Below are 24,624 nucleotides of genomic sequence, written 5' to 3' on the forward strand. Positions count from 1 at the left end.
CGATTGCTCATAAGTAAGCTGTCTTCATGGACTTCCGCCAACTCAAGTACTTCCTCGTCGTGAGCGAGGAACTGAGCTTCAGTCGCGCCGCCGAGCGCTGCTTCATCTCGCAGTCGGCGATCAGCCATCAGGTTGCACGGCTGGAGAAGGAGCTCGGGGCGACGCTCTTCGAACGCTCGACCCGAGCCGTCCGCCTGGCCCCGGCAGGATCGCGTCTGGTGCCCATCGCGCAGCAAGTCCTCAGCCTCGAAACGATGGCGTACTCCGTCGCCCGCGACCCGCGCGCCCGGATCCGGATCACCGGAAACATGAGCTTCGCCGCTCAGACGCTGGACGCCATCGCACACGTGCGCGAACGTCACCCCGACCTGGACGTCGAGTTCGTCATCAAGAGTTTTGCCCACCGCATGGACGCCGTGGCCTCCGGCGACGCGGACATCGCACTGATTCGCGGCGGCGTCGACCGCCCGGGGCTCGAACCGCTGGACCTCGGCGTCGAGGACCTGCTGGTCGTCATGTCGAGCCGGCACCCCCTCGCCGGCCAGCAGAGCGTCGACCTCAACGACCTGGCTGCCTATCCCCTGCTCCTGCCGCCGCGCCAAAGCCAGGTGCTCATTCACAAGGTGGTCGAGGACGCGTTCCGCGAGATCGATCGACGCGTACAACTGGGCCCTGCAATTCCGAGCGATCACACCGCCACGCTGGACGTGATCACCAACCCTCGCGCCTGGACCCTGCTGTATTCGATCACCGCCGGCGAATCTCCACGCGCCGGAATCAGTTTCATGCGAGAGTCGCACGGCCGCTTGCGAATTCCCGTCTCGGGGGTGACCCGTAGCGGCGCTACTCACTCCACCGAGTTCGCCGATCTGATTCAAGCACTCAAGGACGCCATGAACCCGTCTTTCACTGAGTGAAAGTGTGATGGCGGTCAGCCTCCTCACCGAGCAACGTGGTGGGCAACCATGTGATGCGGCGCGCAGTTGCATCCCTTTATCGAGGAGCGGCCATGACGAGTTTGCTGAACGAACCGGTGTGGGAATCGAAGATCTTCGACGGCGAATGGGTCCCGGGCAGCGCCGAAGATCGTTTGGTCGTCGAGCCGGCCACCGGCAAGCAGTTGACGACGGTCGGCATGGCAACTCCCGAAGACGTGGCCGCCGCTGCAACAAAAGCTACTGCAGCTCAGAAGGGTTGGGCGGCACGCCCCTACACCGAACGGGCCGCCGTTCTACGCCGGGCCGGTCAACTGTTCGAGCAGTACTCCGACGAAATCGGCGAATGGGTGATCCGCGAGGCGGGCAGCATCCCCGCCAAGGCCGGGCTGGAAACACATACCGCTGCCGAAGAGTGCTACAACGCTGCGGCATTGGCCGCACACCCCGTCGGTGAGGTACTGCGCTCGGAGCAACCTCGGCTGAGCTTCTCTCGTCGCGTGCCGGTCGGAACCGTCGGCGTCATCGCACCGTTCAACTTCCCGATCATCCTGTCGATTCGTGCAGTCGCTCCCGCACTGGCGCTGGGCAATTCGGTAATCCTCAAGCCTGATCCGCGGACGGCGATCTGTGGCGGTGTGGTTCTTGCCCGCATCTTCGAAGAAGCCGGCTTGCCCGCCGGAGTGTTCAGCATGCTCCCGGGTGGCGCTGACGCCGGTGAGGCGCTCGTGGTTCATCCGAGCGTTCGCGTCATCGCATTCACCGGGTCGACACGCGCAGGACGCGCTGTCGGCGAACTGGCAGGTCGCCACCTCAAGCGCGCGCACCTGGAACTCGGCGGCAACAACGCGCTGATCGTCATGGATGACGTCGACCTCGAAAAAGCCGCATCTGTCGGCGCTTTCGGCTCGTTCATGCACCAGGGGCAGATCTGCATGACCACCGGCCGTCAACTGGTGCACGAAAGTATTGCCGCCGACTACACCGCACTCCTTGCCGAACACGCCGACAAGCTTCCGGTAGGTGACCCGTTCACCGGTCAGGTGGCACTCGGTCCCATCATCGACGCCAAGCAACGCGACCACATCCACTCGCTGGTCACCGGAAGCATCGCGGCCGGAGCGAAACTGGCTGCCGGTGGCACCTACGAGGATCTCTTCTACCGGCCCACCGTGCTGGCCGACACCCCGCTCACCGCGCCGGCCTTCGCCGACGAGGTCTTCGGGCCGGTCGCGCCGGTGACCTCGTTCGCCACCGTCGAACAAGCCGTCGCCATAGCCAACGATTCCGAGTACGGATTGTCGCTGGGCATTCTCACCTCCGATGCCATGCGCGGACTCGAGCTCGCTCAACAGATCCCCACCGGCCTGGTACACATCAACGACCAGACTGTCGGCGACGAAGCCGTCATCCCGTTCGGCGGCATGGCGTCTTCCGGTAACGGTGGCCGCGTCGGCGGCATCGGCGCAAACCTCGATGCCTTCACCGAAACACAGTGGGTGACCGCGCAGAGCGCACTCCCGGTCTACCCCTTCTAGTCCGAGACTCACCGAACTGGCCCGAACTACACCAAGCACGCTTCAGGGGCTCACTGACCAGCATTGACGGGATCGATCTCGCGGACTTACCATCCAGAGAAAATTACTTCGCCACATTAAGCATTTTCTCTTGTAATTCCCGAGAAGGACCCCCTTGACGAATTCAGTGACGACCGACAGTGCTGCGCAGCCAACCGTCTGCGACACCCCGGATACATCAGTCGTAGTATCACCGCGCCGCGAGGCCGTCATCATCGCGGCCCTCAGCCTGGCCGCGATGATCGTCTCGATGATGCAGACGTTGCCCGTTCCGATTTTGGGACGCATTCAGTCCGATCTGGGCGCATCCTCGGCCGGTATCAGCTGGGTGACCACGGCGACCCTGCTGTCGGCGGCCGTCTTCACTCCCCTGCTCGGCCGCTACGGTGATCAGCACGGCAAGAAGCGCACGCTGGTGGGCGTTCTGATCGTCATGGTGATCGGTTCTGTCGTGGCCGCACTGGCACACAATCTGCCGCTACTCGTTCTCGGACGCGTCCTGCAAGGAACGGCCACCGCCATCTTCCCGCTGGCTCTGTCGGTACTGCGCGAAGAGGTCCGCCCACACAAGCTTCCCGGCGCGATGGCCTTGGTCAGCGGAACCCTTGCCTTCGGCAGCGGCCTCGCCCTCGTGGCCACCGGGCTGCTCACATCGGCTCCGGATGCCGACTACCGCAACGCCTTCTGGATGGCGACCGGATTCGCGTTGCTTGCCCTCGTCGCGGTCATCACGCTGGTGCCCGCAACCAAACACAAGAGCGGCGGCCGCGTCGACGTCATAGGTGCACTGAGCCTGGGCGCTGCACTCCTTCTACTCCTGTTGTCGATTTCTCAAGGCCACCAATGGGGTTGGTTCTCACCCTTGACCATCGGTGTTTTCCTTGCCTCGATCGTGATGTTCGCAGTGTGGGTCTGGATCGAGAAGATCGTCGACGAACCGCTGGTCGACATGCGGATGTTCGTCCACCGGCCCGTGATGATGGCGAACCTGGCCGGTGTCATGGTGGGCTTCGGGATGTTCGCCAACTTTCTCGGCATCTCCTACCTCGTGCAACTTCCGCGCTCTCTCACGGGATACGGATTCGACGCGAGCATTCTGCGCGCGTCGGTGGAATTCCTTCTGCCGGGAGCGATTGCCTCGCTGATCGCCGCACCGATCGCTGGGCGCCTCATCAGAGTGCGCGGACCACGCTTCGTTCTGGGACTCACTGCGATCTGTGGTGCGGTCCCGTTCGCCTGGCTCGCATACGACCACACGCATACCGCGTCCGTCATCGGTGCGGGCATCGTGATCGGCGCCGCCGTCAGCCTGGGTTACGCGGCCATGCCCGCCATCATCATGTCGAGTGTTCCGCATCGCCAGAGTGGAATAGCCAACGGAATCAACTCGATCTCCCGTTCCACCGGTAGCGCCATGGGCAGTGCCGTGGTGACCACGATTCTCGCCTCGATGACCATCGCCAACCTGCCCGAAGGCACACCCACGTTGCCCAGCGAGTCCGCCTTCACCGTCACGTTCGTCACCGCCGCAGTGGCCTTCGCCCTCGTCGGTTTGGTCGGCTGGCTGGGTCTGCGCCCCGTACCGTCCCCGGCCACCTCGGAACAATCTCCCGCTGCGTGAGATCGAAAGTACCGCAGAGACTTAAGCGCACCGTAGCCTGCGCAGATGGCAGGTGAGACGCTCTACGTGGTCGATCGGATAGTCACGAAACCCGGGTGCGGGAAGAAGTTCGTCGACGAATGGCGCACGGGCTACCTGCCCAACGCCGGCGGTCGAAACCTGACTCTCGACAATGTACTTGTCAGTCCGCCGCTGTGGTCCGAGGACGAGTCGAACGTCGTGACGATCACGTGGGCCGTCGAGGGTACCGCCGGTTGGTGGGCGATGACTCGTTCCAGTCGGGGCGACTCCGCCCTCGGACAATGGTGGGACGCAATGAATCCGCTCATTGCCGAACGAACGCGCACCATGGCTGCCACTGCCGATGACGTCGAGAGTCTTGCCGATGTATAACGTCACACGGGTGGTCTTCACTGCCGATGACACAGAATCGGACGGCTGGGCCGATGCGATGAACACCATTGCAGCAGCGGCGGAATCGTCGGGCGCAGTTCGCCATCTCGTCACCGCCACACTGCCCGGCGTCATCAACGGCGGAGATCTGATCGTGCATCTCCAGTTCGAGGACGAAGCTGCGTGGCAGGCCTCTCGAGGTGCCGTTGACGCCGGGCTTCACCACGCCGCCGTCGGGCAAGTTCACGGCGCCGAGTACACGTCCGGGACCGCAGGTCGCTCGCGCGCCACCGGGCCGAACGGGGTGTACCGGGCGCTGCTGATCCGCGTCGCGCCCGATACTCCCGAGGACACGATCGAACGCTTCGAAAGCGACTTGCTGAAGATGCCCGGTCATATCTCCTCGATCGCGGCCTGGCGACTCAGTCGAGTGAGTGCGGCGACGGACGAGTGCCACGCATCCGACGAAGCACCGTGGACCCACGTGTGGGAGCAGGAATTCACCGACCTCGCGTCACTGCAGACCCAGTACCTCGACCATCCGATCCACTGGGGCGTCGTTGATCGATGGTTCGACCCCGAATGCACCGAAGTCATTGTGCGGGAGAGGGTCTGCCACACCTTCGGCAAACTGGGCGACGAAGTCCTACCGAGCGGCGGCTGACGCCTCACGGATCATCGCCCAGGCTTTCCGGCGTGCCGGTTCTGTGAGTGACAACGACGGAATGGTGAGGAATCCGTGAAACAGCCCGTCGAAGCGATGATGCTGCACGGGGACGCCGGCCGAGGCAAGCAGTTTCGCGTACTCGTCGCCGGACGAGCACGGCGGATCCAGCTCGGCTGTCAGAACGACGGCCGCTGGTAGATCGGCGAATGACTCTGCCCGAGTGGGTATTACCCGCACGTCATCTCGGCGTTCGGGGGCATACTGGTCCCAGTACCACTTCATGGCCGTAGTCGTGTTGTAGTGATCGGTCCCGTAGCGGCGGTAGGACTCGGTGTCGAAATCGTCGTCGATCACGGGATAGATGAGAACTTGCGCCGCGACCGCCGGGCCTCCACGATCGCGGGCTGCGATCGCAACTGTCGCAGCAAGATTGCCGCCCGCACTGTCGCCGGCAAGCACGATCCGGTTCGGGTCTGCGCCGTAGTCTTGCGCGTGCTTCGCCGCCCACTCCAATGCGACATAGACGTCGTCGTGTGCTGCCGGCGCGGGATGCTCAGGGGCCAGACGATAGTCGACGGAGACCACCACGGCGCCGACACCTTCCGCCATGGATCGGCAGAATTCGTCATGGCTGTCCAGGTCACAGAACACGAAGCCTCCGCCATGAGCGAAGACGACCAGCGGCACAGCGTCGGAGGACGTGTGCGGGCGGTAGACGCGGATCGACAGATCTCCCCCGGGTCCGTCGATTGCGAGATCTTCGACCGCACGCATATCGGGAAGCCGTTCCAGCGGGGCTCGTCGATTTCGAAGCAGAGCGCGCAGCTCCGACGGCTCGAAGCTGGTGACGTCCGGGAAAGCAGCGTTGAGCGTGGCCAGCATCGTGATGACTTCCGCGTGAATTGTCATGTGCACTCCTGATCTCGGACGTCGGGCATCCGCCAAGGTAGATCGCCTGCGGTCGAGTGAGAACACACCTTCCCGATCAGTGGTCTGTTCGGTCGTGAGAAGTCGCGAGAAGTCGCGAGAAACGAAAAGGGAGACCACACCTCGTTGTGTGGTCTCCCTTTCGATTCGGTTCAGCCGATCAGGCGTCAGCCCCTAGTGCGAGCATCGACCTTGTCGTCATCGTCGTCGCGCTCACCGGCCGCGAGCTCGATTCCCGATTTCTCGCCGTCGGCGTCAGTGCCCGCCTTCTCGAGTTCCACCGGTGTGTCACCGGACGCAACCTCTTCGGCGTCAGGTTCCTCCGGTAGTGGTTTCTTGAGGCTCAGGATGATCGAGCCCGCCAACACCACGATGATCACTGCGAGGCTGACCAGCGAGGGGATCTCGGGGATCGACGTGCTGATCACCTTGTGGCTGGCCTGCATGATCAGCTTCACGCCGATGAAGGCGAGAATGATCGACAGACCCTTGGACAGGTAGTGGAACTTCTCGAGCAGACCCGAGAGCAGGAAGTACAGGGCACGCAGACCCAGGATCGCAAACGCGTTGCTGGAGTACACGATGAACGGATCGTCACTCACTGCGAGCACTGCCGGGACACTGTCGACTGCGAACACGAGGTCGGCGGCCTCGATGGCGACGACGACGGCGAACAGCGGTGTTGCGACGCGCTTTCCGGCTTCCTTGACGAAGAACTTGGTTCCTGCGTATTCCTCGCGGACCGGCATGATCTTGCGCAGCAGGCGAACTGCCAGCGAGGTTCCCGGATCGAAGCTCTCGTCGTCGTCCTTGAGCAGCTTGTAAGCGCTGTAGAGCAGGATGGCGGCGAAGACGAACAGTACGGCCGTGAACTTGCTGACCACTGCAACGCCCGCGGCGAGGAAGATACCGCGGAAGATCAGGGCGCCGATGACACCGAAGAACAACACGCGGTGCTGGTACTCACGGGGCACCTTGAAGTATCCGAAGATCAGGGCGAACACGAAGAGGTTGTCGACGGACAGACTCTTCTCCAACAGCCAGGCTGTTGTGAATTCGACGCCCGAGTTCACCCCCAAGGTCAGGGTGACGACCACCGCGAACACGAGAGACAAACCGACCCAGAGCGCACTCCACCAGGCCGCTTCCTTGAAGCCGATGACGTGCGCGCCGCGGTGGGCGAGCAGGTCGATGAGCAACATGACGACGATGACTGCGGCGAACGCGGCCCACGCCCACATGGGAACGTTCATCGCTGACCACCTACCCGAATGGCACTGATGACTGCGGTCACGGGGAGCTCCTTCACTGAGTTCGGACGGCCGTCTCGCCGTCTTCTCCAGTGTTCCTTGCCGACTTATCTCCATCCCGGTCGAAATATCGACGACTTTTGACCATAAAGTTGCCGAAACCCGGCAGTTTGGGCGGTTTGCAGCCGAAACCACTCTTGGAGGGCATCTTGTTCTAGCCTGGCAAGCATGAGCACCTCGTTGTACTACTCCGCCGTCCGCACCACACCGCTGACCGACGACGAGAAGGCCGAAGTCGACCGACTCATCGCCGTTCACAACGACGAATTTCCGTTCGACGCCGAGGTCCTCGACCTCTACCCGTCGGATATCCCCGACACTCTGCTCAACGGTTCGACGAAGATCTCGAGCGATCCGACCGAGGTGATCCCTTCGCTCGTCTACTGGTTCAACGCTCTGACCGAACTCCGGCGAGCGGTGCCAGACGCCGACTGGGACGTTTCACTCGACGACACCCCCGCCGATTGGGATGACAACTCCGGCTACTCGCTCCCCGGACTCGACGACATGCAGTAGCGAGTCAGGGGTTCGGTAGGACGGCGGCTCCGTAGCTCTCCAGCGCGATGAGGGCCAACTCCGTCGGCAGTCGACGCTGGTCCACGCTGCGGCCTCGTAGCGTTTCGGCCTGATCGAGTCGATACCGCACGGTGTTCTTGTGCAGACCGAGGGCTGCGGCCGTAGCGGCTGCGGTGCAATTGTTCTCGTAGTAGACCCGGACCGTGTTCCGGATCCGCGACGTGACGCCGTCCGTGCCGGCCAAGCCCTTCAGTTCCCGAGCCACCAGCGCACGGAGTTCGTCCAGATCGTCGGTGAGCAGACAGGGAACCTGAACGTCCTCGTAGACGGTGACGCCCGGCGAACCCGTGGAACGGACCGCGACGCGCTGGGCGGCGAGCGCCTCGCGATGACTGCGAGCGAATCCCTCCATCCCGTACCCGCCGGCCCCCACTGCGACACGAAGGTCCGAAATCCGAGCACGATCGAGCGACGCCCACTCACGGCTGTCGAAATGCGCGACCCACGACCACAGCTCGCGTGCGCCCGAAGGCAGAGTGAGAACACGCTCCCCTTTGGATTCGTCCACGAAGGAACGTGCGTACGAGTCCAACCTGGCCAATACGTCCGCGGCCGGGTCGGTGTCGTCCGTCCAGAGAACAAACGCGGTGTGGTGGCGCCGCATCGGGTAGTCCAGAATCCGGGAGGCTTCGTCGGAGTGAAGTGCTTCGCCGGCGACAATCGCGTGCACCGTCTCGGACCGACGTGCAAAAGCGCCGCGCGCCAGGCTCTCCCGCTCCTGCGCATACGTCGCCACCAACAGTTCGGTGGTCACTTCCAGCCACCTCATCGCCGAGCCCCAGACCCGAACCAGAAGGGCACGTTTGAGTTCGGGACCGATCGGCAGCGCCTCGATCGACTCGTCGACGAAACCCAGCATCGCGAGGCGTCCGGCACCGTAGATCTTGAGAAGGACCCGTAGATCCATACCGCGTCGAGCGACGGTGAGTGCAAGCGCAATCGACTCCGCCGGCGGAGTGACCTCCTCGGAACCGCCCGCGATCGCGGCCACGATGACGCGGAGCTGCGCCGTGGTGCTTGCATCCACATCGCGTCGTAGCTCCCGATCAGCCGCCACCTCGGGATTTGCCGCGGCAATGGCGTCGTCGATGCGTTGGACGAAACCGTCGATCACCTCGGGTTGGAGATAGATGGGCGCGAGATTCGCAATCCAACCATCCAACTCCGAGGTATCCATGGGCGCCTTCCGACTGGGATCCAATTTGTGACTTTGTCACAAATCTACCGCTTCGTTTCAGCCAAGGAGCCCTAGCAACCCAGTTTCGGCTGGTCCACAATCACATCTCACCGCAGTTTCGTCACCGCAGTTTCACGTCACTGCAATCCCATCCCCCTAGTTCTGGAGACCTTCGCGACATGAACAAGCCTTTCGACGGTCAGGTAGTGGTCATCACCGGCGGCGCCCGGGGCATCGGATTCGCCACCGCGAAACGGCTCGTCAGCCTGGGCGCGACAGTCGCGATCGGCGATATCGATGAAGCCACTCTCGCGCAGGCGGCGAAGGATTTGGGCATCCGGACGTTCGGGCGTCTCGACGTCACCGACCCTGCCTCGTTCTTCGACTTCCTCGACACCGTCGAAGGTGAACTCGGCCCGATCGACGTACTGGTCAACAATGCAGGCATCATGCCGGTGGGCCGGATCGTCGACGAGGACGACACCGTCACCAGACGCATCATCGAGATCGACGTCCTCGGCGTGATCACGGGAACCAAGCTCGCACTGCGCCGGATGCTGCCGCGGGGGCGCGGGCACGTCATCAACATCGCTTCGCTTGCAGGCGAACTCCCGTGCCCCGGTTTGTCGACGTACTGCGGCGCCAAGCATGCGGTCTTGGGATTCACCGATTCGGTTCGCAAGGAAGTTCGTGGCACCGGTGTACACGTGTCGTCCGTACTGCCGACGCTCACCAACACTCAACTCACCTCGGGCACTTCGGGAATGAAGGGATTCCGCGAGGTTCAGCCGGAGGAAATCGCCGAAGCCATAGTCGGTTTGATGACCAAACCCCGACCACGCGTGCGCATTACGCGAGTGTCCGGGCTACTGGTGCAGGCCCAGGGGTTCTTCCCCCGGCGGCCGTACGAGGCATTGAGTCGACTGTTCGGCGTCGAGACACAGTTTCTCGGTGACGTCGACACTGCAGCCCGCGCTGCCTACGAGGAACGGGCCCGCGCCAGCTGATCAGGTCAGCTCGGTGGCGGGCCAGTCGAGCAGCTTGGCGCCCAGTACAGCCGCGTGGAGGGCAAAGCTGTCATTGGGGTCGTTGACGTTCTGGCCGGTGAGTTCACGGATACGGTCCAAGCGGTACGTCACCGCGCGGACCGACAGATGCAGATCACGGGCGGTCTTCGCGGTATTGCCGCCGGCGGAGAAGTACGCGAGCAATGTGTCGATCATCGGCCCTGCGCCGCCGCGCGCCTCGAGCAGCGGTGTGAGCAGGGTGTGGATCAGATCGGTGACCGCCGGCCTGTCGTTGACCAGAACCCGGTAGACCAGCAGGTCACGAGCATCGATGACCCGCGCGTCCAACGACAGGCGTTGCGCCAGGTCGAGTGCGTCGAGCGCTTCCCGGTACGACGCCACCACGCCGGAAGCAGTGGCGCGCGGACGCCCGACCGCGATCTGCCAGGTGCCGTTCAGCGCGCGTCGCTGCAACTGCACGCGGCCGTCGTCGTCGGTTCCGGGTCCGAGAGCCGATCGAATGCCCGCCAGCACGTGATCGACGGCATCGCGATCCGGCGCCGCGAAAACGACGACAAGCTTTCCGCTCTTGCTCGCAACCAACGCGTCGGCATCGCCTTTGCTGCCCAGGACGGCACGTTCGACGGCCCGCACCAAGGGGTTGTCGTCGGTGAACTCGCGGGCAGCGGTCACCACGGCCACAGCATGCGGCCCGCTGAGGTGAAGTCCGAATCCTGAAGCACGACCCAACAATCCGACGACGTCAGCGCCGCCGGTCAACAGGTCGTCGACGAACTCGCGGCGTGCCGATACCTGCGAGCGGACCAGTGATCGCCTGGCCAACTGAAATCCTTCGGCCAGTTCGGCCACAGCATCGTCGACGGCGCGCAGCATGACTTCACCGGCAGCGACTACGGCAGTCGGATCCGATTGCGCCGCAACAACAGCGGGGAGTTCACGCCACAGGCGCCAGGCCGACGAGAGATACAGATCGAGCAGGGCTCGCAGGGCGACACCCTGCTGCGCTGCTTCTTCACCGCGGGCGCGGAAACGATGCAGCTGACGACGCTGCAGCGGTTTTCCTTCACAAACCGCGTCGCTGAGCACGTCGAGGAAGTCCCCCAGCAGTTCGACGGGTAGGCCACCGGCGTCGTCCGCACCTGCCGCGGCTACCCGGGAAAGCACTTCTGTGGGCACTCCGGTTGCGTTCACCCCCGCATTCTTCCACCACGTGCCGAAAGTGGGCGGACTGTCGTGCCGGAACCGCTAGTCTTCGCCGACCAGGATATGCGCGTAACTCACTCCGCCGGCTCCGATCATCTGCGCGAATCCGACCCGCGCACCGTCGTGCTGACGGACCCCGGACTGCCCACGAATCTGTTGCGTGATCTCGACGAACTGGGAAAGACCGGTAGCTCCACCGGGATGTCCACGGCCGATAAGTCCACCACTGGGACTGACCGCGACACGGCCTCCGATGTGGAAGTCGCCGTCTGCCATCGCGGACGAGGCCTTCCCTTCTGCCGCCAACCCGAGATCCTCGATGTACTGCAGTTCTTCGACGCTGAAGGCCTCGTGAACCTCTACGACGTCGACGCTGTCGGGGCGAATGTCGGCTTGCTCGTAGGCACGGGCGGAGACCCGCTTGGTCACACCGAGATCAGGCATGAACGCGGCAGCCCCGTGCCACTTGTCGGTCTCCGCTACGGCGGCAGCCACTCGGACGACCCGACTGACGTTCGCGAGTCTTCTGCTGGTGATGACGACTGCCGCTGCGCCGTCACCGATCGGGCAGGATTCGACGCGCCGGAGCGGATCCACCAGCATCGGTGCAGCTTTCAACTCGTCCATCGTCAACGCTTTGTTGCGCTGCGCCATGGGATTTCGACTTGCATTGAAAAGGTTCTTCTCCACCACCAGGAGGCTGGTATCGGCCGATTCGCCGTGTCGATGCATGCGGGCCTGCTTCATCAACGCAAACGGAACGGCAGGAACTGCCATTCCGGATACAGAAATCAAGTCCGGTGCACGTTCCCCCTCGGCAGCGCGGCTCATCAAGAGAGCACCGAGGCTTCCGATTCCGACCACCGCAGCGGTTTCCACCTGCCCCGAGGCCACAGCAGCGCGGGCCTGCTCGAAAGCCGCTGTGCCAGTTGCTGATGCGTTCTCCACCGCAACAGCTGGAATGCCGGTCCACGCCATTTCGTGCAGAACCAGCGGAGCGGACGACATTCCGGTACCGACTGCACCGACCACGAGCAGGCCGATTTCAGCCCAGTCCAAACCGGAATCCTCGAGGGCCGCGTTCAACGCCTGTCCCCCCTGAACGTGCGGCAGTGTCGTCGTTTTGGAGACGAACGGCGTCATTCCGACACCCGAGATGTATACCTCACGCATCGCGCGACTCCTTTTCGAAACCGTATGTCGTGAACAGTGCGTCTTCCGTGCTCGCAGTGCGGGGAACAACGGAAACCACATCGCCGATCCGAACGGGACCTGTACTGACTCCCAGAATTTCGATGTCGGCGTCACCGATACGCACCTGCGCGATGGTCACGGGAGGTTGCACTCCGGCAATCGGAAACGCTGCAGTGCAATGCGATAAGACGGTCCCGGACTCTGCCAGTTCGATCTGCGACGCAGGGGCGTAGCACTTGGCGCAACGCTCACGGCAGGGGAAGCTGATGTTCTCGCACCGACTGCACTGCGAAGCCAGCAGTCTGATGCTCGTGCCTTCACACCGCAGGGCGGCATTGTCGAATGAAGGGTGCATTATTCGTCTGTCCTTTCGTCAGACTCGTCGAGCCTGATCAGCCCAGTAGAGTTCCCGGAGATCCTTCTTGAGGACCTTCCCGTTGACGCTGCGCGGGAGTCGTTCGACGAAGTCGATTCGCTTCGGAGCGCGGACGCCTCCGAGCTTGTTGCGACACAGGGCAATCAGTTCGTCGGCGCCTACTTCTGCGCCTTCGTTGAGCTCGACGACAGCGGTGACGGCCTCGCCCCATTCCGGGTCCGGGATGCCGATGACGGCGCAGTCCTGAACAGCAGGGTGCGACCAGATCACCTGCTCGACCTCTGCCGGGAAGACGTTGAATCCGCCCGAGATGATCATGTCTTTCTTGCGGTCGGTGAGCGTCAGGAAGCCTTCGTTGTCGAGGTATCCGATGTCGCCGGTGTGGAGCCAACCGTCACGTATGGTGTCGGCAGTCGCCTCGGGGTTGTCGTAGTACCCCTTCATGACCAAGTCGCCGCGTACGCAGATTTCGCCACGCTCACCATTCGGAAGCGCATTGTCTTCGTCGTCGCGGATTTCGACTCTGATCAACGGCGACGGCCGACCGCAAGACAGCAATCGGGCGTCGTCAGCGATCTCGCCGTCGACAAAGTGCTGCTCGGGGCGCAGGAAGCTGATGGAGCCGGGGGCTTCTGTCTGGCCGAAGCATTCGATCATCACCGGACCCAGAACCTTCAAGCACTTGCGCAGCTTCTCGGCCGACATCGGGGCAGAACCGTAAAGGAAGTAGCGCAGCGACGTGAGGTCGTACTTCGCAAGGTCGGGGTGTTCGATCAACCGGTAGATCACGGTGGGCGGCAGGAATAGGTCGGTGACGTTGTATCGGTCGATCGAATCGAGCAGGGTCTCCGGATCCGGCCGCTTCAGCACGACGACGGCGCCGCCGCGGGCAGTTGCCGGCAGGGTCAGCATTCCGGCGGAGTGCGTCATGGGAGCGGCCGCCAGGTTGACCACCTTCTCGTCGGCGCGATAGTGCATGGCAAGCATCAGCTGCGCAACACACATCGAGAAGCTGCGGTGGGTGTTCATCACACCCTTGGGAGCCCCCGTCGTGCCACCGGTCGGTGAAATCATCGCAACGGAATCCTGTGGAACGTCCACCGTCGGCCTCGTCGCCGGTACGACGCCGAGCCAGTCCGCCAACGCAACGGCGTACCCACTAGTGCCTTCGACAGAGCCACCCTCGAGACAGATGTACTGGATGCGGTCACCGACTGCACCGTGAATCTCGTCTACAGCTGCGGCGAGCGCAGGGTGATAGAAGAGAATCTCGCAATCGAACTGGTTGATGAATCCGATGCTGTCCGTGATCGGACTGTTCGGATTGAGAGGCACCCAGGTTCCACCGGCACGCCAGGCAGCGATGACGCACAACCACGCTGCGGGATCATTGGGCGCGAGAACGCCGATCTTGGTTTCCGGCTTCATTCCGTCTCGCAGCAACGCGTTAGCGACACGACAGGACAGCGAACCCGCTTCTTCGAACGTCCAGTCGACGTCACCGTGACGATATGCGATGGCGGCGGGATCGACGCTCCACCCTTGGTCGAAGAAATCGGAGAGGGCCATGGGAAACCATTCCTTCCCTCCTGCGGGCCGCAGCGTCCCAGGAAGTTGTCAGTAACTGTTTACATCTCGGTGAAACGTAAGCTCCCCCAGCCAACCTGTCAACCATCAATGATGGCAAAACCGTTGCACAACAACACAATCCAGCCAACAGCCAAACAGGCTCAGCAGATCACTCCGTCTCGTACGCTAAACCATACGCCATTAGTTTTACCGACGGCGTACGCATTGACCATTTAACCGAACTGCGTTAGATTAACCAATGTGACTTGAGGCACACCGATTCAGTTCCCACACGAAAACTGCTGCTGGTGAACAACATCCGAGCGCACATTCCAAGCCACACCCGCAACCACCCCTTCCGACTAAGGAGCACGATGGCTTCAGCACGCGAACTGATCGATGCGTCTCCGCTCAGCAGACTCCAAATACGGGTAATCCTTCTGTGCACGCTGGTCAACATGGCCGAGGGATACGACATCCTTTCGATGTCACTCGCCATACTGCCGATCACGGACGACTGGGGGATATCCGGCACCCAGTCCGGCATGCTTTTCAGCGCCGGCCTCATCGGCATGGCAGTCGGCTCGATCGCCTTGGGACCGGTCGGAGACCGATACGGGCGCCGCCCCCTCCTGATCGGTTCGCTGGTAGTCATCACAGTCGGTCTTCTACTATCCGCAGCCAGCCGGGACGTCACACAACTTGCGCTTGCGCGCCTGCTGGCCGGCGTCGGTATGGGCGGCATCATCCCGAGTTCGCCGATCATCGTCGGCGAGTACGCACCTGCACGCAAGCGCTCGACGCTCATCGCACTGTTCGCGATCGGCATTCCCCTCGGGGGTGTACTCGGCGGCGCCGGAGCAGCGGTGCTGATGTCGACCTACGGCTGGCACTCCGCATTCCTGCTCGGCGCGGTCGTCACGGCGATAATGGCGGGTGTGGCCTATTTCGGAATCCCCGAATCACCGGACTTCCTCGCAGCCAAGGGAACCGAGTCGTCGCGAAAGAAGCTGGACGAACTGATCTCCAAGATGAAACTGACCGGAGTCCCGGCTACGGGTAGTCACACGACACCCGCGCGGCGGTCACCGAACGTCTCCGGATCTGCGCACCTGAAGTCCTGGGCCCTGGCGACGACATGCATCGTCTTCGGCCTGGTCAACATCGCATACTTCTTCGGCAATACCTGGACACCGAAGCTTCTCAAGCTTGCCGGCATGTCCAACAACGCCGGAATCAGTGGTGGACTGATGTTCTCGCTCGGAGGCGCGCTCGGAACTCTGGTCTTCGCCGGGCTGGCCCTTCGATTCGCCTCGATGTGGATCACGATGGGCTTCATCCTCGCCGGATCGCTACTGTTCGGCGTCCTCGCTCTGGTCTCGACTCAACTCAGCCCCGCGCTGGTGGCGTCAGCTCTGCTCGGGCTGTGTATGACCGCGGCCTACACCGGGCTGTACGTCATGGTGCCGATCCTCTTCCGCCCCGAAGCACGTGTCTCCGCTCTCGGAATCGCAGCGGGACTCGGCCGCATCGGAAGTATCGTGACGCCGTTGGGGATCGGTCTACTCGTCGACCGTTCGTGGACGACGGAATCCATCTTCTTCCTCTTCGTCGTACCGACCCTGCTCGCCGCCGCAACGATCGCGTACGCACAGATTCGCAATACCAGGGAATCAGTCGCCCTTGCCGTCGACGGCGAAAAGGCATCTGTACCTGCCGCTTGATCAGATCGAGTTGTCCACTTGGTCGGCGTGAAGAACCCCGTAGAGGAAACTTCGCATCATCTGTTCGTACAACTGCCTGGGCGTACGTTGATTCGACTTCAGTGCGGCGTCGAGGACCGGGTGGGCAATTCGATCTACGTTGGCAAAAACGGCGGAACGCTTGGCCTCGGGCCTCATCGCCTCCGTGAGGGTGACACCCAAGGTCAGCTTCTCGAGGCCGTCGAGGATCTGAACATGCAGCCGCACAGGAACTCCCGAACTCTCGAGGTAGTCTGCTGCCGCCTCGAACATGTCAGTCACGAGGTCTCTCGGAAGAAACTGCAACATCACCGGCGCGGCATTACGGTGTCGCAGAATCACATCCCGAAAGTTCAAGCCGTACGCGACAACCCAATCTTGCCAATCGCCCGACGCGGGTTGACGCGGAATCCTGGTCTCGAACACGATTGCTCGCGCAACCTCCGTCAAAATCTCGTTCTTGTCGGAGAAATGGTGATACAACGACGGAGCTTTGACGTCGAGGTACTTGGCCAGACGCGGAAGACTGAAAGCGTCCAAGCCCTCGGCATCGATAATCGAGATTGCCGCAGCAACTGCGGCGGTTCGGCTGATCAACGGTTTCGACGGTCGAGCCATGTCGCTCTTCACTCCTGATTTGCTCGGCGTCCGAAGATCGTACAAGCACCGATCGAAAGGTCAGGAAAGGCGCATCGAACCCGTGTCGATGTACCGCTGATGGAACGAGAATGCCTCGCCCAGGAGGTGCGGAGTCTGCCCCGCACCCGGCTGAGCGTCGGCGCGAGCGATGTAATCGTGGAGCAGCGGCCGGAACTCCGGGTGAGCACAGTTGTCGACGATCAGGCGTGCGCGTCGCCGCGGAGACAGACCTCGCAGATCCGCCAATCCCTGCTCGGTGACAAGCACCTGGGTGTCGTGCTCGGTGTGATCGACGTGCGGGACCATCGGCACGATCGCCGAGATCTCACCGCCGCGGGCCGTCGACGGGCTCAGGAACATGGACACGTAGCCGTTGCGGGCGAAGTCTCCCGAGCCGCCGATTCCGTTCATGATCTTCGTCCCCATGACGTGCGTCGAGTTCACATTGCCGTAGATGTCGGCCTCGAGCATGCCGTTCATGGCGATGATTCCGAGTCTGCGCACCACCTCGGGGTGGTTGCTGATCTCCTGCGGTCGCAGCGTGATGTGATTGCGATAGAAGTCGATGTTCGCAGTCAGTTCCTCGATGCCTTCTTCGGTGAGCGCCAGAGCCGTCGACGACGCATGCGCGACGGTTCCGTCTTTGATGAGCTTCAGCATCCCGTCCTGGATGACCTCGGAGTAGCAGGTCAACCCTCGGTACGGCCCGCGATCGAGACCTCCGAGCACCGCGTTGGCGACATTGCCGATGCCCGCCTGCAGCGGAAGCAACGTATCGGCAGGCATCCGTCCGGCACGAACCTCGAAGTCGAAGAATTCCAGGACGTGGCCGGCGATCGCCTCGCTGACGGCGTCAGGCGCGGTGAGTGGGCTCGCACTGTCACGGCAGTTGGTCTCGACAACGGCCACAACCTTCGCGGGATCCACCCGGAACGTGGTCTGGCCGATCCGGTCCTCGACACGAATAATCTCGAGCGGCTTGCGATGCGGCGGCAACGCGGTGCCGTAATAGACGTCGTGAATACCTTCCATCGCCTCGGGGACCCATGAGTTGACTTCGAGGATGACCCTGTCGGCTACGTCGAGCCACGTCTTGTTGTTGCCGATCGACGCGGAGGGAATCAGTTCACCCGATTCGGTGATACCCGCGACCTCGACCACAGCGACGTCGACATTGCCGTAGTAGCCCTCCCACACCTGCTGAGCCACGTGGGAGAGATGGATGTCCACGTAGTCCATGCGCCCGTCGTTGATCCGGCGACGTGCGGTGGCCTCGGACTGATACGGCATGCGCAGCGCGATTCCGTCGACCTCCGCGAGCAGTCTCTCGGTCTCGGTGGACACCGAAGCGCCGGTGAGGAGATTGATCGTGAAGTTCGATCCGTTGCCGCGGGTCTGGTGAATGCGCTCGGCGAGAGCCGGGATCACAACCTTGGGTGTACCGGCACTGGCGAAACCACTGATCGCGACGGTGTCACCCGGATGAATGAACTTCACCGCGTCGGCCGCGGACATCACCTTCGACGCAAAGGCTGTGGCGCGAATGCGGTTGGAGTTGGCTTTGTGTCCGGTCTCACCGAGGGATGAACTCACGCCACCAGGATAAACAGGGCACGTCGAAGCGATTTACGGGGATAAGCCAGACAGAATCGCTTCGACGTGCTATGCGCTGAGATCAGCTGACGACCCCGTAAGCGCCTTCGCCTACCAAGCTCGCGATCCGATACTTCTGGATCTTGCCCGACCCTGTCAGTGGAAACGCCTCCGCACTGAACCACTCCTTGGGTGCCTTGTGGCGAGCCAGTCGTTCGGTGCAGAATTCGACCAGTTCAGCGGCGGTCGGTTGGTCGGACTCGTCCTTCCACCGGATCACGGCGACGACCCGCTCACCCCACACCTCGTCGGGGACACCGACAACCGCGACGTCCAGAATCTTCGGGTGCGTGAAGATCACGGACTCGACCTCACGCGGATAGATGTTCTCCCCGCCGCGGATGATCATGTCCTTGAGGCGGCCGGTCACCCGGACGTATCCACGTTGATCCATCGTTCCCAGGTCACCGGTATGCAACCAACCGTCCTCGTCGACGGTGGCGGCCGAGGCCTCCGGATTGCGGAAGTACTCGGTCATGACGAGGTACCCGCGAGCACAGATCTCGCCTTGTTCGCCGAGCGGGACGCTGTCCCCGGTCACGACGTCGGAGATCTTCACCTCGACCTGAGGCAACGCGAGGCCGACCGTCTCCGACTTGTCTTCGGGCGTGTCCGCCGGACTGGTTTGTGTGATCACGGGGCTGGCCTCGGTTTGTCCGTAGACGATGCTGAATCCCGCACCGAAGGCCGACTCCACCGTGCTGACGAGTTCGGGCGGCACCGACGATCCACCGGATACGACCACCGAGCAGGCCGAGAAATCGCGGCCGGCGAAGGAGGCGTCGTTGATCATGGCGATCAGCATCGTCGGCACTCCACTGACCACGTCGGCGTGAAAGCGTTCCGCCGCATCGAGAACCGCAGTCGGATCGAAGTACTGGATCAGGCCGATGGACATTCTTCGCTGTGCCGCGCCGAGAACCAGGATGCCGCACCCGGCGGTGTGGAACAGCGGCATGGCCGAAACCACCGAACCGCGTTCGGGGAATTTGCCTCGCCGACTGACGAAATCGGCATTGTTGACCAAACCTCGGTGGTGCAGCAGCGCCCCCTTGGGCGCGCCGGTGGTCCCCGACGTGTACTGAATCTGCGCATTGTCGTCAGGAGAGACTTCGGGCAGTACGCCCCGTTCGCCCGCCCAACCTCGAACCTGACGATCCCAATCCTCGAAGTTGACTGCGAGAACTTCCTCTCCCGAAATCGAAATCGCCTCGGATGCAACGGCCGTCATATCGCCGCCGCGGAACTTTCCGGTGTGGAAGAGCCCGCGAGACTGCGATTGCGACAAGACGTACGCCAGCTCCTCCGCACCCAACGCAGGATTGGCAGTCACCAGAACCATCCCGGCGAGCGCAGCGCCGTATTGCAGAATCATCCATTCCGGAACGTTCGGTGCCCAAACGGTGATCCGGTCGCCGCGGTCGAACTGCGACAAGAGGTAGTGCGCACATCCCTCCGCTTCCGCCAGAAGTTCGGCGAAGGTCCAGGTGCGATCTGTTTCAGCGGCCCCGGACAGCGAATGCGATTGCGCCGGAACCACTTCTCTGATTGCTGTCAGGTTCGGCGAGTCCGCGGCGCACTCTCGCAGCAGCCCACCCACCGTTTGTTCCGCAATCGGGTCCGACACGTCAGCAGGGAAGTACGACGTTTCGAGAACACTGCTCATCTCACATCCACTTTCTATCGAGGAGGGGTGTCGGATGCGGGGAGCGGCCCGCCTCCGTCTGGAATCTTGCGGCCGGAATCGCGGTACTTCACCGCGGCGTGGAATCCGTCACGTTCGGCAAAATCCTTGAACCAGCGCCCTTCCGGAGAGTGACGCGTGATTCCGTCGAACAGGGTTGCCAGCACCTGGGTGCCCTGCAATCCCATGTTGTCGTATGCCTGATTGATCATCATCTTCTGCATTGCCAATTGATTGAGCGGGACACCGGCGATGCGATCCGCCAAGGCCTCCACCGCAGCGTCCAATTCGTCGGCGGGCACCGATTCGAGTGCCAACCCCCAATCGGCGGCGGTGACACCGTCAATGGTGTCTCCCGTCAACAACATTCGCTTGGCACGTTGGGCCCCGAGGCGGTACACCCACATCGCTGTTGTCGGGCAACCCCAGACACGCGCGGGTGGATACCCGATGCGGGCGTCGTCGGCCATGATCAGCATGTCGCAGGACAGCGCAATGTCGCTCCCGCCGGCGATCGCGTATCCCTGGACCTTGCAGATCGTCGGCTTGAGCGATCGCCAGAGCGTGAAGAAGTCGTCGGTATTCTGCTTCATCCCGCGAAAGTCCTTGATGGGATCCCACACCGGGCCCTGGTTCCACTTTCCGTCGAGATCGCCCTCGGCAAACTTCTTGAGGTCGTATCCGGCACAAAACGCCGTACCCGCACCTTGCAAGATGATCACGCGAACATCGTCGTCGTCATTGGCCGCTGCCACCGCATGCCGAATGTCCGACGGCATTCGGTCGTCGATCGCGTTGAGCCGGTCGGGGCGGTTGAGCGTGATATATGCCTTACCGCTCGAGGTCTCGTATTTCAGAGTCGCAAAATCCGTCATCTTCGGTCCTGTCGACAGAGCGCACCTCGATCGAAACGAGTTGCGCTAGTTCTGGGTGAGGAGCAGGCGAACGACGCCTGCCCATTGACTGATCGAACGACGCGCAGATGCGTCGCTCTTCTGCACTGCCCGGGACAGCGCCAAACCACGGAGCATCAGCACCGTCAGATCTGCAATCTGGGAATAGTTCTCGGAAGCAACAATTTCGGGACCGAAAGCGTCGTGGACAACTCGCCGTAGATCCCGTCCGGCGATTCGCTCCGATTCCCGGAGTACCTCCGCCAAGACCGGATCCGTGCGAGCCGCCGACCACAGTTCGAGTTCCGCTTGAAACGGCGGCTGAGTCAACGCCGAATACAGAGCGGAGATCGAGTTCTCGATCGTGTCCACCGACGAATCCTGCCGAGACATGGCAACTCGTACCGCCGCCTCGTTCCGCACGACGATATTCGACACCAACGCCGCAGTGAGCTCCTGCATGTTCGGAAAGTGGTGGAGCAGAGCGCCCCGACTGACTCCGGCAGCGGTTTGCACCGACTGCGTCGTCAGCGACGAATACCCGTCCGCTATCAATAAATCCGTTGCCGCATCGAGAATCCGGTGGCGCGTCGCTTCGCGCTGCGCATCGCGCAGGGTCACGGTCTCACCTCCAACTTCTCGAGTGGCATGGCTCACAGTTTCACAGTCCATTCAGACTGTCAACGGTCGAAACCTCCGGCGTACCCTCGATGCACCCGTCCTTCGGATTGATCGGAGCAACAAGTGAGGACCTCACCGCCGACCGTCTCGCTGACGCTCGACCAACTTGCTTCGCGCGCTGCTTCCCTGATCACCGACGACGGCCCGAGAATCCTCGGCATCACGGGCGCACCGGGAGCCGGAAAATCGACGGCATCACAGGCCATTGTGCGGAGATTGGGTTCTCGTTGCGCCATCGTCGAGATGGACGGTTTCCATCTTGCCAATCGGGAACTCGACAGACTCGGCAGGCGTGAGCGCAAAGGCGCACCGGACACCTTCGACGTCGGCGGGTACGCGGCTCTACTACGCCGACTCCAAGCCTCGAACTCGACGGTCTACGCTCCCGTCTTCGATCGCGAGTTCGACGAATCGATAGGCAGCACAACGGCCGTCGATCCACGTACACCGCTGATAGTCACCGAGGGGAACTATCTCCTCCTGCCGAGTGGTGGATGGCCGGAGGTGCGAGCAGCACTCGACGAGGTCTGGTATCTCGACGTTCCGGAAGCAACTCGCACGAAGCGATTGGTGAAACGCCACAGCCGCTTCGGAAAGAGTTCCGAAGCGGCTGAAGAGTGGGTGAAACGGGTAGATCAACCGAACGCCGAATTGATCAGCGGAGTCAGGTCACGCGCGGATCTGATCATCAAAATCGAACGGTCCGAGCGTCAGTGATGTCAGCCGAAAACCTGAGAACCGCCGCCGGTTCCGAGAAAGGTTGCCAGCCCGGCGACTCCGGCGATTCCGCCGAATATCGCCGCTAAGGCACCAGCGACGGCGATAACGCTGTCGAGCGCTTTGAGATCGGTGTCGGATGAACCCGTGGCAGTCTCCTGGAGTCAGAATTCAACAGCTTGCAGATCCCCGAGTCACGACGACGGCCACCGGCCCGCAGCGCGGACAGGTGGCCGTCGTTGCGTATTGCCGAGGAGTCAGGCTCCCGTCACATGCATGACGTGCTTGACCCTCGTGTACTCCGCCAATGCAAATTCGGACAGGTCCTTGCCGTACCCCGAACTTCCGAATCCTCCGTGGGGCATCTCCGCCGTCAGCGTTCCGTGCGTACCCACCCAGACGCAGCCGAAGTCCAGTTCTGCCGTCATTCTCATCGCAGTTCCATGGTCGGCGGTCCATACGCTCGAGGCCAGCGCATACTTCGTCCCGTTCGCAAGCTCGATCGCTTCGGCTTCAGTGGAGAAAGCTTGGACGGTGACGACCGGCCCGAAGAGTTCCTCCTGAACCAACTCGTCGTCCTGCTCGACCCCGGAGATGACCGTCGGTAGGTAGAAAAACCCAGGTCCTGCCGGTTCCCCTCCTCCAATACGTACGTTCGTATTGATCGCTCGCCGGTTGACCATTTCCGCCACCCGGTCACGATGGGCTCGACTGACGAGAGGGCCGAGGCGATCAACCGCGTCAGGACCTCCCAATCGCAAGTCAGCCACCGCCGCAGTCAACCTCGCGGTGAACTCCTCCACGATCGGGTCTTGCACCAGAATCCTGGTCGCAGCAGTGCAGTCTTGACCGCTGTTGTAAAAGGCGCCGGCAACGATCCCCGCAACTGCGCCGTCGAGGTCCGCGTCGGCGAAAACAACAGCGGGGGCCTTGCCCCCGAGTTCCAGATGCAGCAGTTTCGTGTCCTCCGCCGCAGCTTTGGCCACCGCAACACCCGCCCTCGTCGACCCCGTCAGTGCAATCATTCGGGGCACTGGATGAGCAACAAGCGCGGCGCCCGTATCGCGATCACCGCACACCACGTTGAGCACTCCGGGCGGATAGATCTGCGCAGCAAGCACACCCAGCATCACCGCGGTTTCCGGAGTCTCCTCGGCCGGCTTGAGCACGAGAGTGTTCCCGGTTGCGAGTGCCGGCGCGATCTTCCAGACCGCCATCATCAACGGATAGTTCCACGGTGCGATCGAACCGATCACGCCGATCGGTTCACGCCTGACATACGATGTCGCGCCCTCGGCGTACTCCATTGCGGCTGCACCGGGCAGCGAACGGGCAATGCCCGCAAAATACCGCAGGAAGTCGACACACTGAGGAATCTCGTCGTTCCGGACTTGCGCCAAAGGTTTTCCCGTACTACGACATTCGACCTCCAGAAAATACTTCGCGTTCGATTCCAGTGCGTCCGCGAGCGCAAGCAGCAACTCTTGACGTTGCGCCGGCGTCGCACGACGCCACTTCCTCGAAGCCGCCGCCGAGGACCGACAGGCCCGATCGACCACGTCTGCCGTACCTACGGCCGCACGCGCGTACACGTCACCGGTCACAGGATTCACCAGTTCGGACTGATGCCCGACCGGTGTCTCACAGACGCCGTCGATGACGTGGCCGAAGACCTCCACGCTCATGGTCGAGGCAACACTCACGAGCGTGCTCCCGGCAGTGCGATGAAATACTTCTTGGACGGCTCGACGGTTTCCCAGACTCCGCAGAACGACTTCGGAACGAAAAACGCATCACCGGAAGTGAATTCGCGACGATTTCCGTCGAGGTCGATCAGCGCCACCCGGCCGCTGATCATGATGCAGACCTCGTCGTACGGGTAAGGATCACACAAGAGCGTCCCGGGCTCACCTTCCCAACCGCCGCCGAAGTATTCACCGTTCGAATCCCCGAACGACCGCCATTCGGATTCCGACCAGTTCGGGCTCGCATCGTCTCCCCACTCCGGGACGAACCGCGTCCCCAGCCCTGGCCCGAATGTTCGAATGTCGTTGACACTCAT

23 protein-coding genes are annotated in these 24,624 nt (G+C 62.3%); 9 read left to right on the top strand and 14 right to left on the bottom strand.

Annotated features, from left to right (window positions below):
- Nucleotides 1–26: 26 nt before the first annotated feature.
- The 5 genes from I7X09_RS17805 to I7X09_RS17825 all read left to right on the top strand — a co-directional run bounded on the left by I7X09_RS17805 (nt 27) and on the right by I7X09_RS17825 (nt 5,190).
- The gene (locus I7X09_RS17805; protein ID WP_095972371.1) at nt 27–917 is read left to right on the top strand and encodes a LysR family transcriptional regulator; all 891 of its coding nucleotides are present in this window, start codon (nt 27–29) and stop codon (nt 915–917) included.
- Nucleotides 918–1,009: 92 nt separating this feature from the next.
- The gene (locus tag I7X09_RS17810) at nt 1,010–2,473 is read left to right on the top strand and encodes a benzaldehyde dehydrogenase (protein WP_200313166.1); all 1,464 of its coding nucleotides are present in this window, start codon (nt 1,010–1,012) and stop codon (nt 2,471–2,473) included.
- 166 nt (nt 2,474–2,639) lie between these two features.
- Nucleotides 2,640–4,133: an MFS transporter gene (locus I7X09_RS17815; RefSeq protein ID WP_095972369.1), complete on the top strand. Its 1,494-nt coding sequence runs from the start codon at nt 2,640–2,642 to the stop codon at nt 4,131–4,133.
- 45 nt (nt 4,134–4,178) lie between these two features.
- Nucleotides 4,179–4,526 (top strand): hypothetical protein, encoded by a 348-nt coding sequence (locus tag I7X09_RS17820; protein ID WP_124568047.1) that lies wholly within the window; start codon nt 4,179–4,181, stop codon nt 4,524–4,526.
- The gene (locus I7X09_RS17825) at nt 4,519–5,190 is read left to right on the top strand and encodes a Dabb family protein (RefSeq protein ID WP_200313167.1); all 672 of its coding nucleotides are present in this window, start codon (nt 4,519–4,521) and stop codon (nt 5,188–5,190) included. The genes I7X09_RS17820 and I7X09_RS17825 overlap by 8 nt, the downstream gene beginning before the upstream one ends.
- Here the strand turns inward: I7X09_RS17825 and I7X09_RS17830 are convergent.
- Both I7X09_RS17830 and I7X09_RS17835 read right to left on the bottom strand, forming a co-directional pair.
- Complete coding sequence (locus I7X09_RS17830; RefSeq protein WP_200313168.1) at nt 5,173–6,102, bottom strand: alpha/beta hydrolase; 930 nt, start codon at nt 6,100–6,102, stop codon at nt 5,173–5,175. The genes I7X09_RS17825 and I7X09_RS17830 overlap by 18 nt on opposite strands.
- 185 nt (nt 6,103–6,287) lie before the next feature.
- Nucleotides 6,288–7,373 (bottom strand): TerC family protein, encoded by a 1,086-nt coding sequence (locus I7X09_RS17835; protein WP_166809843.1) that lies wholly within the window; start codon nt 7,371–7,373, stop codon nt 6,288–6,290.
- A 225-nt stretch (nt 7,374–7,598) separates the two neighbouring features.
- Between I7X09_RS17835 and I7X09_RS17840 the strand changes: the two genes are divergently transcribed.
- On the top strand, nt 7,599–7,946 hold the full coding sequence (locus I7X09_RS17840) for a hypothetical protein (protein ID WP_095972365.1): 348 nt from the start codon (nt 7,599–7,601) through the stop codon (nt 7,944–7,946).
- Nucleotides 7,947–7,950: 4 nt separating this feature from the next.
- Here I7X09_RS17840 and I7X09_RS17845 read toward each other — a convergent pair whose 3' ends face one another.
- Complete coding sequence (locus tag I7X09_RS17845; RefSeq protein ID WP_200313169.1) at nt 7,951–9,183, bottom strand: PucR family transcriptional regulator; 1,233 nt, start codon at nt 9,181–9,183, stop codon at nt 7,951–7,953.
- 179 nt (nt 9,184–9,362) lie between these two features.
- Between I7X09_RS17845 and I7X09_RS17850 the strand changes: the two genes are divergently transcribed.
- A complete protein-coding gene (locus I7X09_RS17850) occupies nt 9,363–10,190 on the top strand; it encodes an SDR family oxidoreductase (RefSeq protein WP_200313170.1) in 828 nt (275 codons plus the stop codon).
- Here I7X09_RS17850 and I7X09_RS17855 read toward each other — a convergent pair whose 3' ends face one another.
- The 4 genes from I7X09_RS17855 to I7X09_RS17870 all read right to left on the bottom strand — a co-directional run bounded on the left by I7X09_RS17855 (nt 10,191) and on the right by I7X09_RS17870 (nt 14,553).
- Nucleotides 10,191–11,402, bottom strand: a complete 1,212-nt coding sequence (locus tag I7X09_RS17855) for a PucR family transcriptional regulator (RefSeq protein ID WP_124568043.1) — start codon at nt 11,400–11,402, stop codon at nt 10,191–10,193. It abuts the gene before it with no gap.
- A 54-nt stretch (nt 11,403–11,456) separates the two neighbouring features.
- Nucleotides 11,457–12,587 (bottom strand): thiolase family protein, encoded by a 1,131-nt coding sequence (locus I7X09_RS17860; protein WP_200313171.1) that lies wholly within the window; start codon nt 12,585–12,587, stop codon nt 11,457–11,459.
- Nucleotides 12,580–12,747, bottom strand: coding sequence for a hypothetical protein (locus tag I7X09_RS17865; RefSeq protein ID WP_166809845.1), 168 nt, complete (start codon nt 12,745–12,747; stop codon nt 12,580–12,582). Before I7X09_RS17865 ends, I7X09_RS17860 begins: the two co-directional genes overlap by 8 nt.
- Before the next feature lie 234 nt (nt 12,748–12,981).
- Nucleotides 12,982–14,553 (bottom strand): AMP-binding protein, encoded by a 1,572-nt coding sequence (locus I7X09_RS17870; RefSeq protein WP_166809846.1) that lies wholly within the window; start codon nt 14,551–14,553, stop codon nt 12,982–12,984.
- A 374-nt stretch (nt 14,554–14,927) separates the two neighbouring features.
- Between I7X09_RS17870 and I7X09_RS17875 the strand changes: the two genes are divergently transcribed.
- Nucleotides 14,928–16,277 carry an MFS transporter gene (locus I7X09_RS17875; protein ID WP_200313172.1) on the top strand — a complete coding sequence of 450 codons (1,350 nt, stop codon included), beginning with the start codon at nt 14,928–14,930 and terminating at the stop codon, nt 16,275–16,277.
- Here the strand turns inward: I7X09_RS17875 and I7X09_RS17880 are convergent, their stop codons facing one another.
- The 5 genes from I7X09_RS17880 to I7X09_RS17900 all read right to left on the bottom strand — a co-directional run bounded on the left by I7X09_RS17880 (nt 16,278) and on the right by I7X09_RS17900 (nt 21,785).
- Nucleotides 16,278–16,913, bottom strand: a complete 636-nt coding sequence (locus tag I7X09_RS17880) for a TetR family transcriptional regulator (RefSeq protein WP_095972388.1) — start codon at nt 16,911–16,913, stop codon at nt 16,278–16,280. It abuts the gene before it with no gap.
- A gap of 60 nt (nt 16,914–16,973) precedes the next feature.
- Nucleotides 16,974–18,449 (bottom strand): acetyl-CoA hydrolase/transferase family protein, encoded by a 1,476-nt coding sequence (locus I7X09_RS17885; RefSeq protein WP_206029147.1) that lies wholly within the window; start codon nt 18,447–18,449, stop codon nt 16,974–16,976.
- Nucleotides 18,450–18,609: 160 nt separating this feature from the next.
- Nucleotides 18,610–20,253, bottom strand: a complete 1,644-nt coding sequence (locus tag I7X09_RS17890; RefSeq protein WP_200313173.1) for an AMP-binding protein — start codon at nt 20,251–20,253, stop codon at nt 18,610–18,612.
- 14 nt (nt 20,254–20,267) lie between these two features.
- On the bottom strand, nt 20,268–21,146 hold the full coding sequence (locus I7X09_RS17895) for a crotonase/enoyl-CoA hydratase family protein (RefSeq protein ID WP_200313174.1): 879 nt from the start codon (nt 21,144–21,146) through the stop codon (nt 20,268–20,270).
- 45 nt (nt 21,147–21,191) lie between these two features.
- Nucleotides 21,192–21,785 carry a TetR/AcrR family transcriptional regulator gene (locus tag I7X09_RS17900; RefSeq protein ID WP_095972387.1) on the bottom strand — a complete coding sequence of 198 codons (594 nt, stop codon included), beginning with the start codon at nt 21,783–21,785 and terminating at the stop codon, nt 21,192–21,194.
- Between the two features lie 123 nt (nt 21,786–21,908).
- Here I7X09_RS17900 and I7X09_RS17905 point away from each other — a divergent pair, with 123 nt between their 5' ends.
- The gene (locus I7X09_RS17905) at nt 21,909–22,562 is read left to right on the top strand and encodes a nucleoside/nucleotide kinase family protein (protein ID WP_200313175.1); all 654 of its coding nucleotides are present in this window, start codon (nt 21,909–21,911) and stop codon (nt 22,560–22,562) included.
- A gap of 257 nt (nt 22,563–22,819) precedes the next feature.
- On the opposite strand, the gene I7X09_RS17910 is transcribed toward I7X09_RS17905, so the two are convergent.
- A complete protein-coding gene (locus tag I7X09_RS17910) occupies nt 22,820–24,247 on the bottom strand; it encodes an aminobutyraldehyde dehydrogenase (RefSeq protein ID WP_200317907.1) in 1,428 nt (475 codons plus the stop codon).
- Between the two features lie 14 nt (nt 24,248–24,261).
- Nucleotides 24,262–24,624 (bottom strand): cupin domain-containing protein, encoded by a 363-nt coding sequence (locus tag I7X09_RS17915; protein ID WP_095972354.1) that lies wholly within the window; start codon nt 24,622–24,624, stop codon nt 24,262–24,264.

It is taken from the genome of Rhodococcus sp. P-2, from assembly GCF_016598535.1.
Classification (GTDB): Bacteria; Actinomycetota; Actinomycetes; order Mycobacteriales; family Mycobacteriaceae; genus Rhodococcus_F; species Rhodococcus_F baikonurensis.

Coding starts and splice junctions, on each gene's coding strand:
- I7X09_RS17805 (WP_095972371.1), top strand. CDS start 27: ATGGACTTCCGCCAACTCAAGTACTTCCTCGTCGTGAGCGAGGAACTG.
- I7X09_RS17810 (WP_200313166.1), top strand. CDS start 1,010: ATGACGAGTTTGCTGAACGAACCGGTGTGGGAATCGAAGATCTTCGAC.
- I7X09_RS17820 (WP_124568047.1), top strand. CDS start 4,179: ATGGCAGGTGAGACGCTCTACGTGGTCGATCGGATAGTCACGAAACCC.
- I7X09_RS17825 (WP_200313167.1), top strand. CDS start 4,519: ATGTATAACGTCACACGGGTGGTCTTCACTGCCGATGACACAGAATCG.
- I7X09_RS17830 (WP_200313168.1), bottom strand. CDS start 6,102: ATGACAATTCACGCGGAAGTCATCACGATGCTGGCCACGCTCAACGCT.
- I7X09_RS17835 (WP_166809843.1), bottom strand. CDS start 7,373: ATGAACGTTCCCATGTGGGCGTGGGCCGCGTTCGCCGCAGTCATCGTC.
- I7X09_RS17840 (WP_095972365.1), top strand. CDS start 7,599: ATGAGCACCTCGTTGTACTACTCCGCCGTCCGCACCACACCGCTGACC.
- I7X09_RS17845 (WP_200313169.1), bottom strand. CDS start 9,183: ATGGATACCTCGGAGTTGGATGGTTGGATTGCGAATCTCGCGCCCATC.
- I7X09_RS17850 (WP_200313170.1), top strand. CDS start 9,363: ATGAACAAGCCTTTCGACGGTCAGGTAGTGGTCATCACCGGCGGCGCC.
- I7X09_RS17860 (WP_200313171.1), bottom strand. CDS start 12,587: ATGCGTGAGGTATACATCTCGGGTGTCGGAATGACGCCGTTCGTCTCC.
- I7X09_RS17870 (WP_166809846.1), bottom strand. CDS start 14,553: ATGGCCCTCTCCGATTTCTTCGACCAAGGGTGGAGCGTCGATCCCGCC.
- I7X09_RS17875 (WP_200313172.1), top strand. CDS start 14,928: ATGGCTTCAGCACGCGAACTGATCGATGCGTCTCCGCTCAGCAGACTC.
- I7X09_RS17880 (WP_095972388.1), bottom strand. CDS start 16,913: ATGGCTCGACCGTCGAAACCGTTGATCAGCCGAACCGCCGCAGTTGCT.
- I7X09_RS17885 (WP_206029147.1), bottom strand. CDS start 18,449: ATGTCCGCGGCCGACGCGGTGAAGTTCATTCATCCGGGTGACACCGTC.
- I7X09_RS17890 (WP_200313173.1), bottom strand. CDS start 20,253: ATGAGCAGTGTTCTCGAAACGTCGTACTTCCCTGCTGACGTGTCGGAC.
- I7X09_RS17895 (WP_200313174.1), bottom strand. CDS start 21,146: ATGACGGATTTTGCGACTCTGAAATACGAGACCTCGAGCGGTAAGGCA.
- I7X09_RS17910 (WP_200317907.1), bottom strand. CDS start 24,247: ATGAGCGTGGAGGTCTTCGGCCACGTCATCGACGGCGTCTGTGAGACA.
- I7X09_RS17915 (WP_095972354.1), bottom strand. CDS start 24,624: ATGAGTGTCAACGACATTCGAACATTCGGGCCAGGGCTGGGGACGCGG.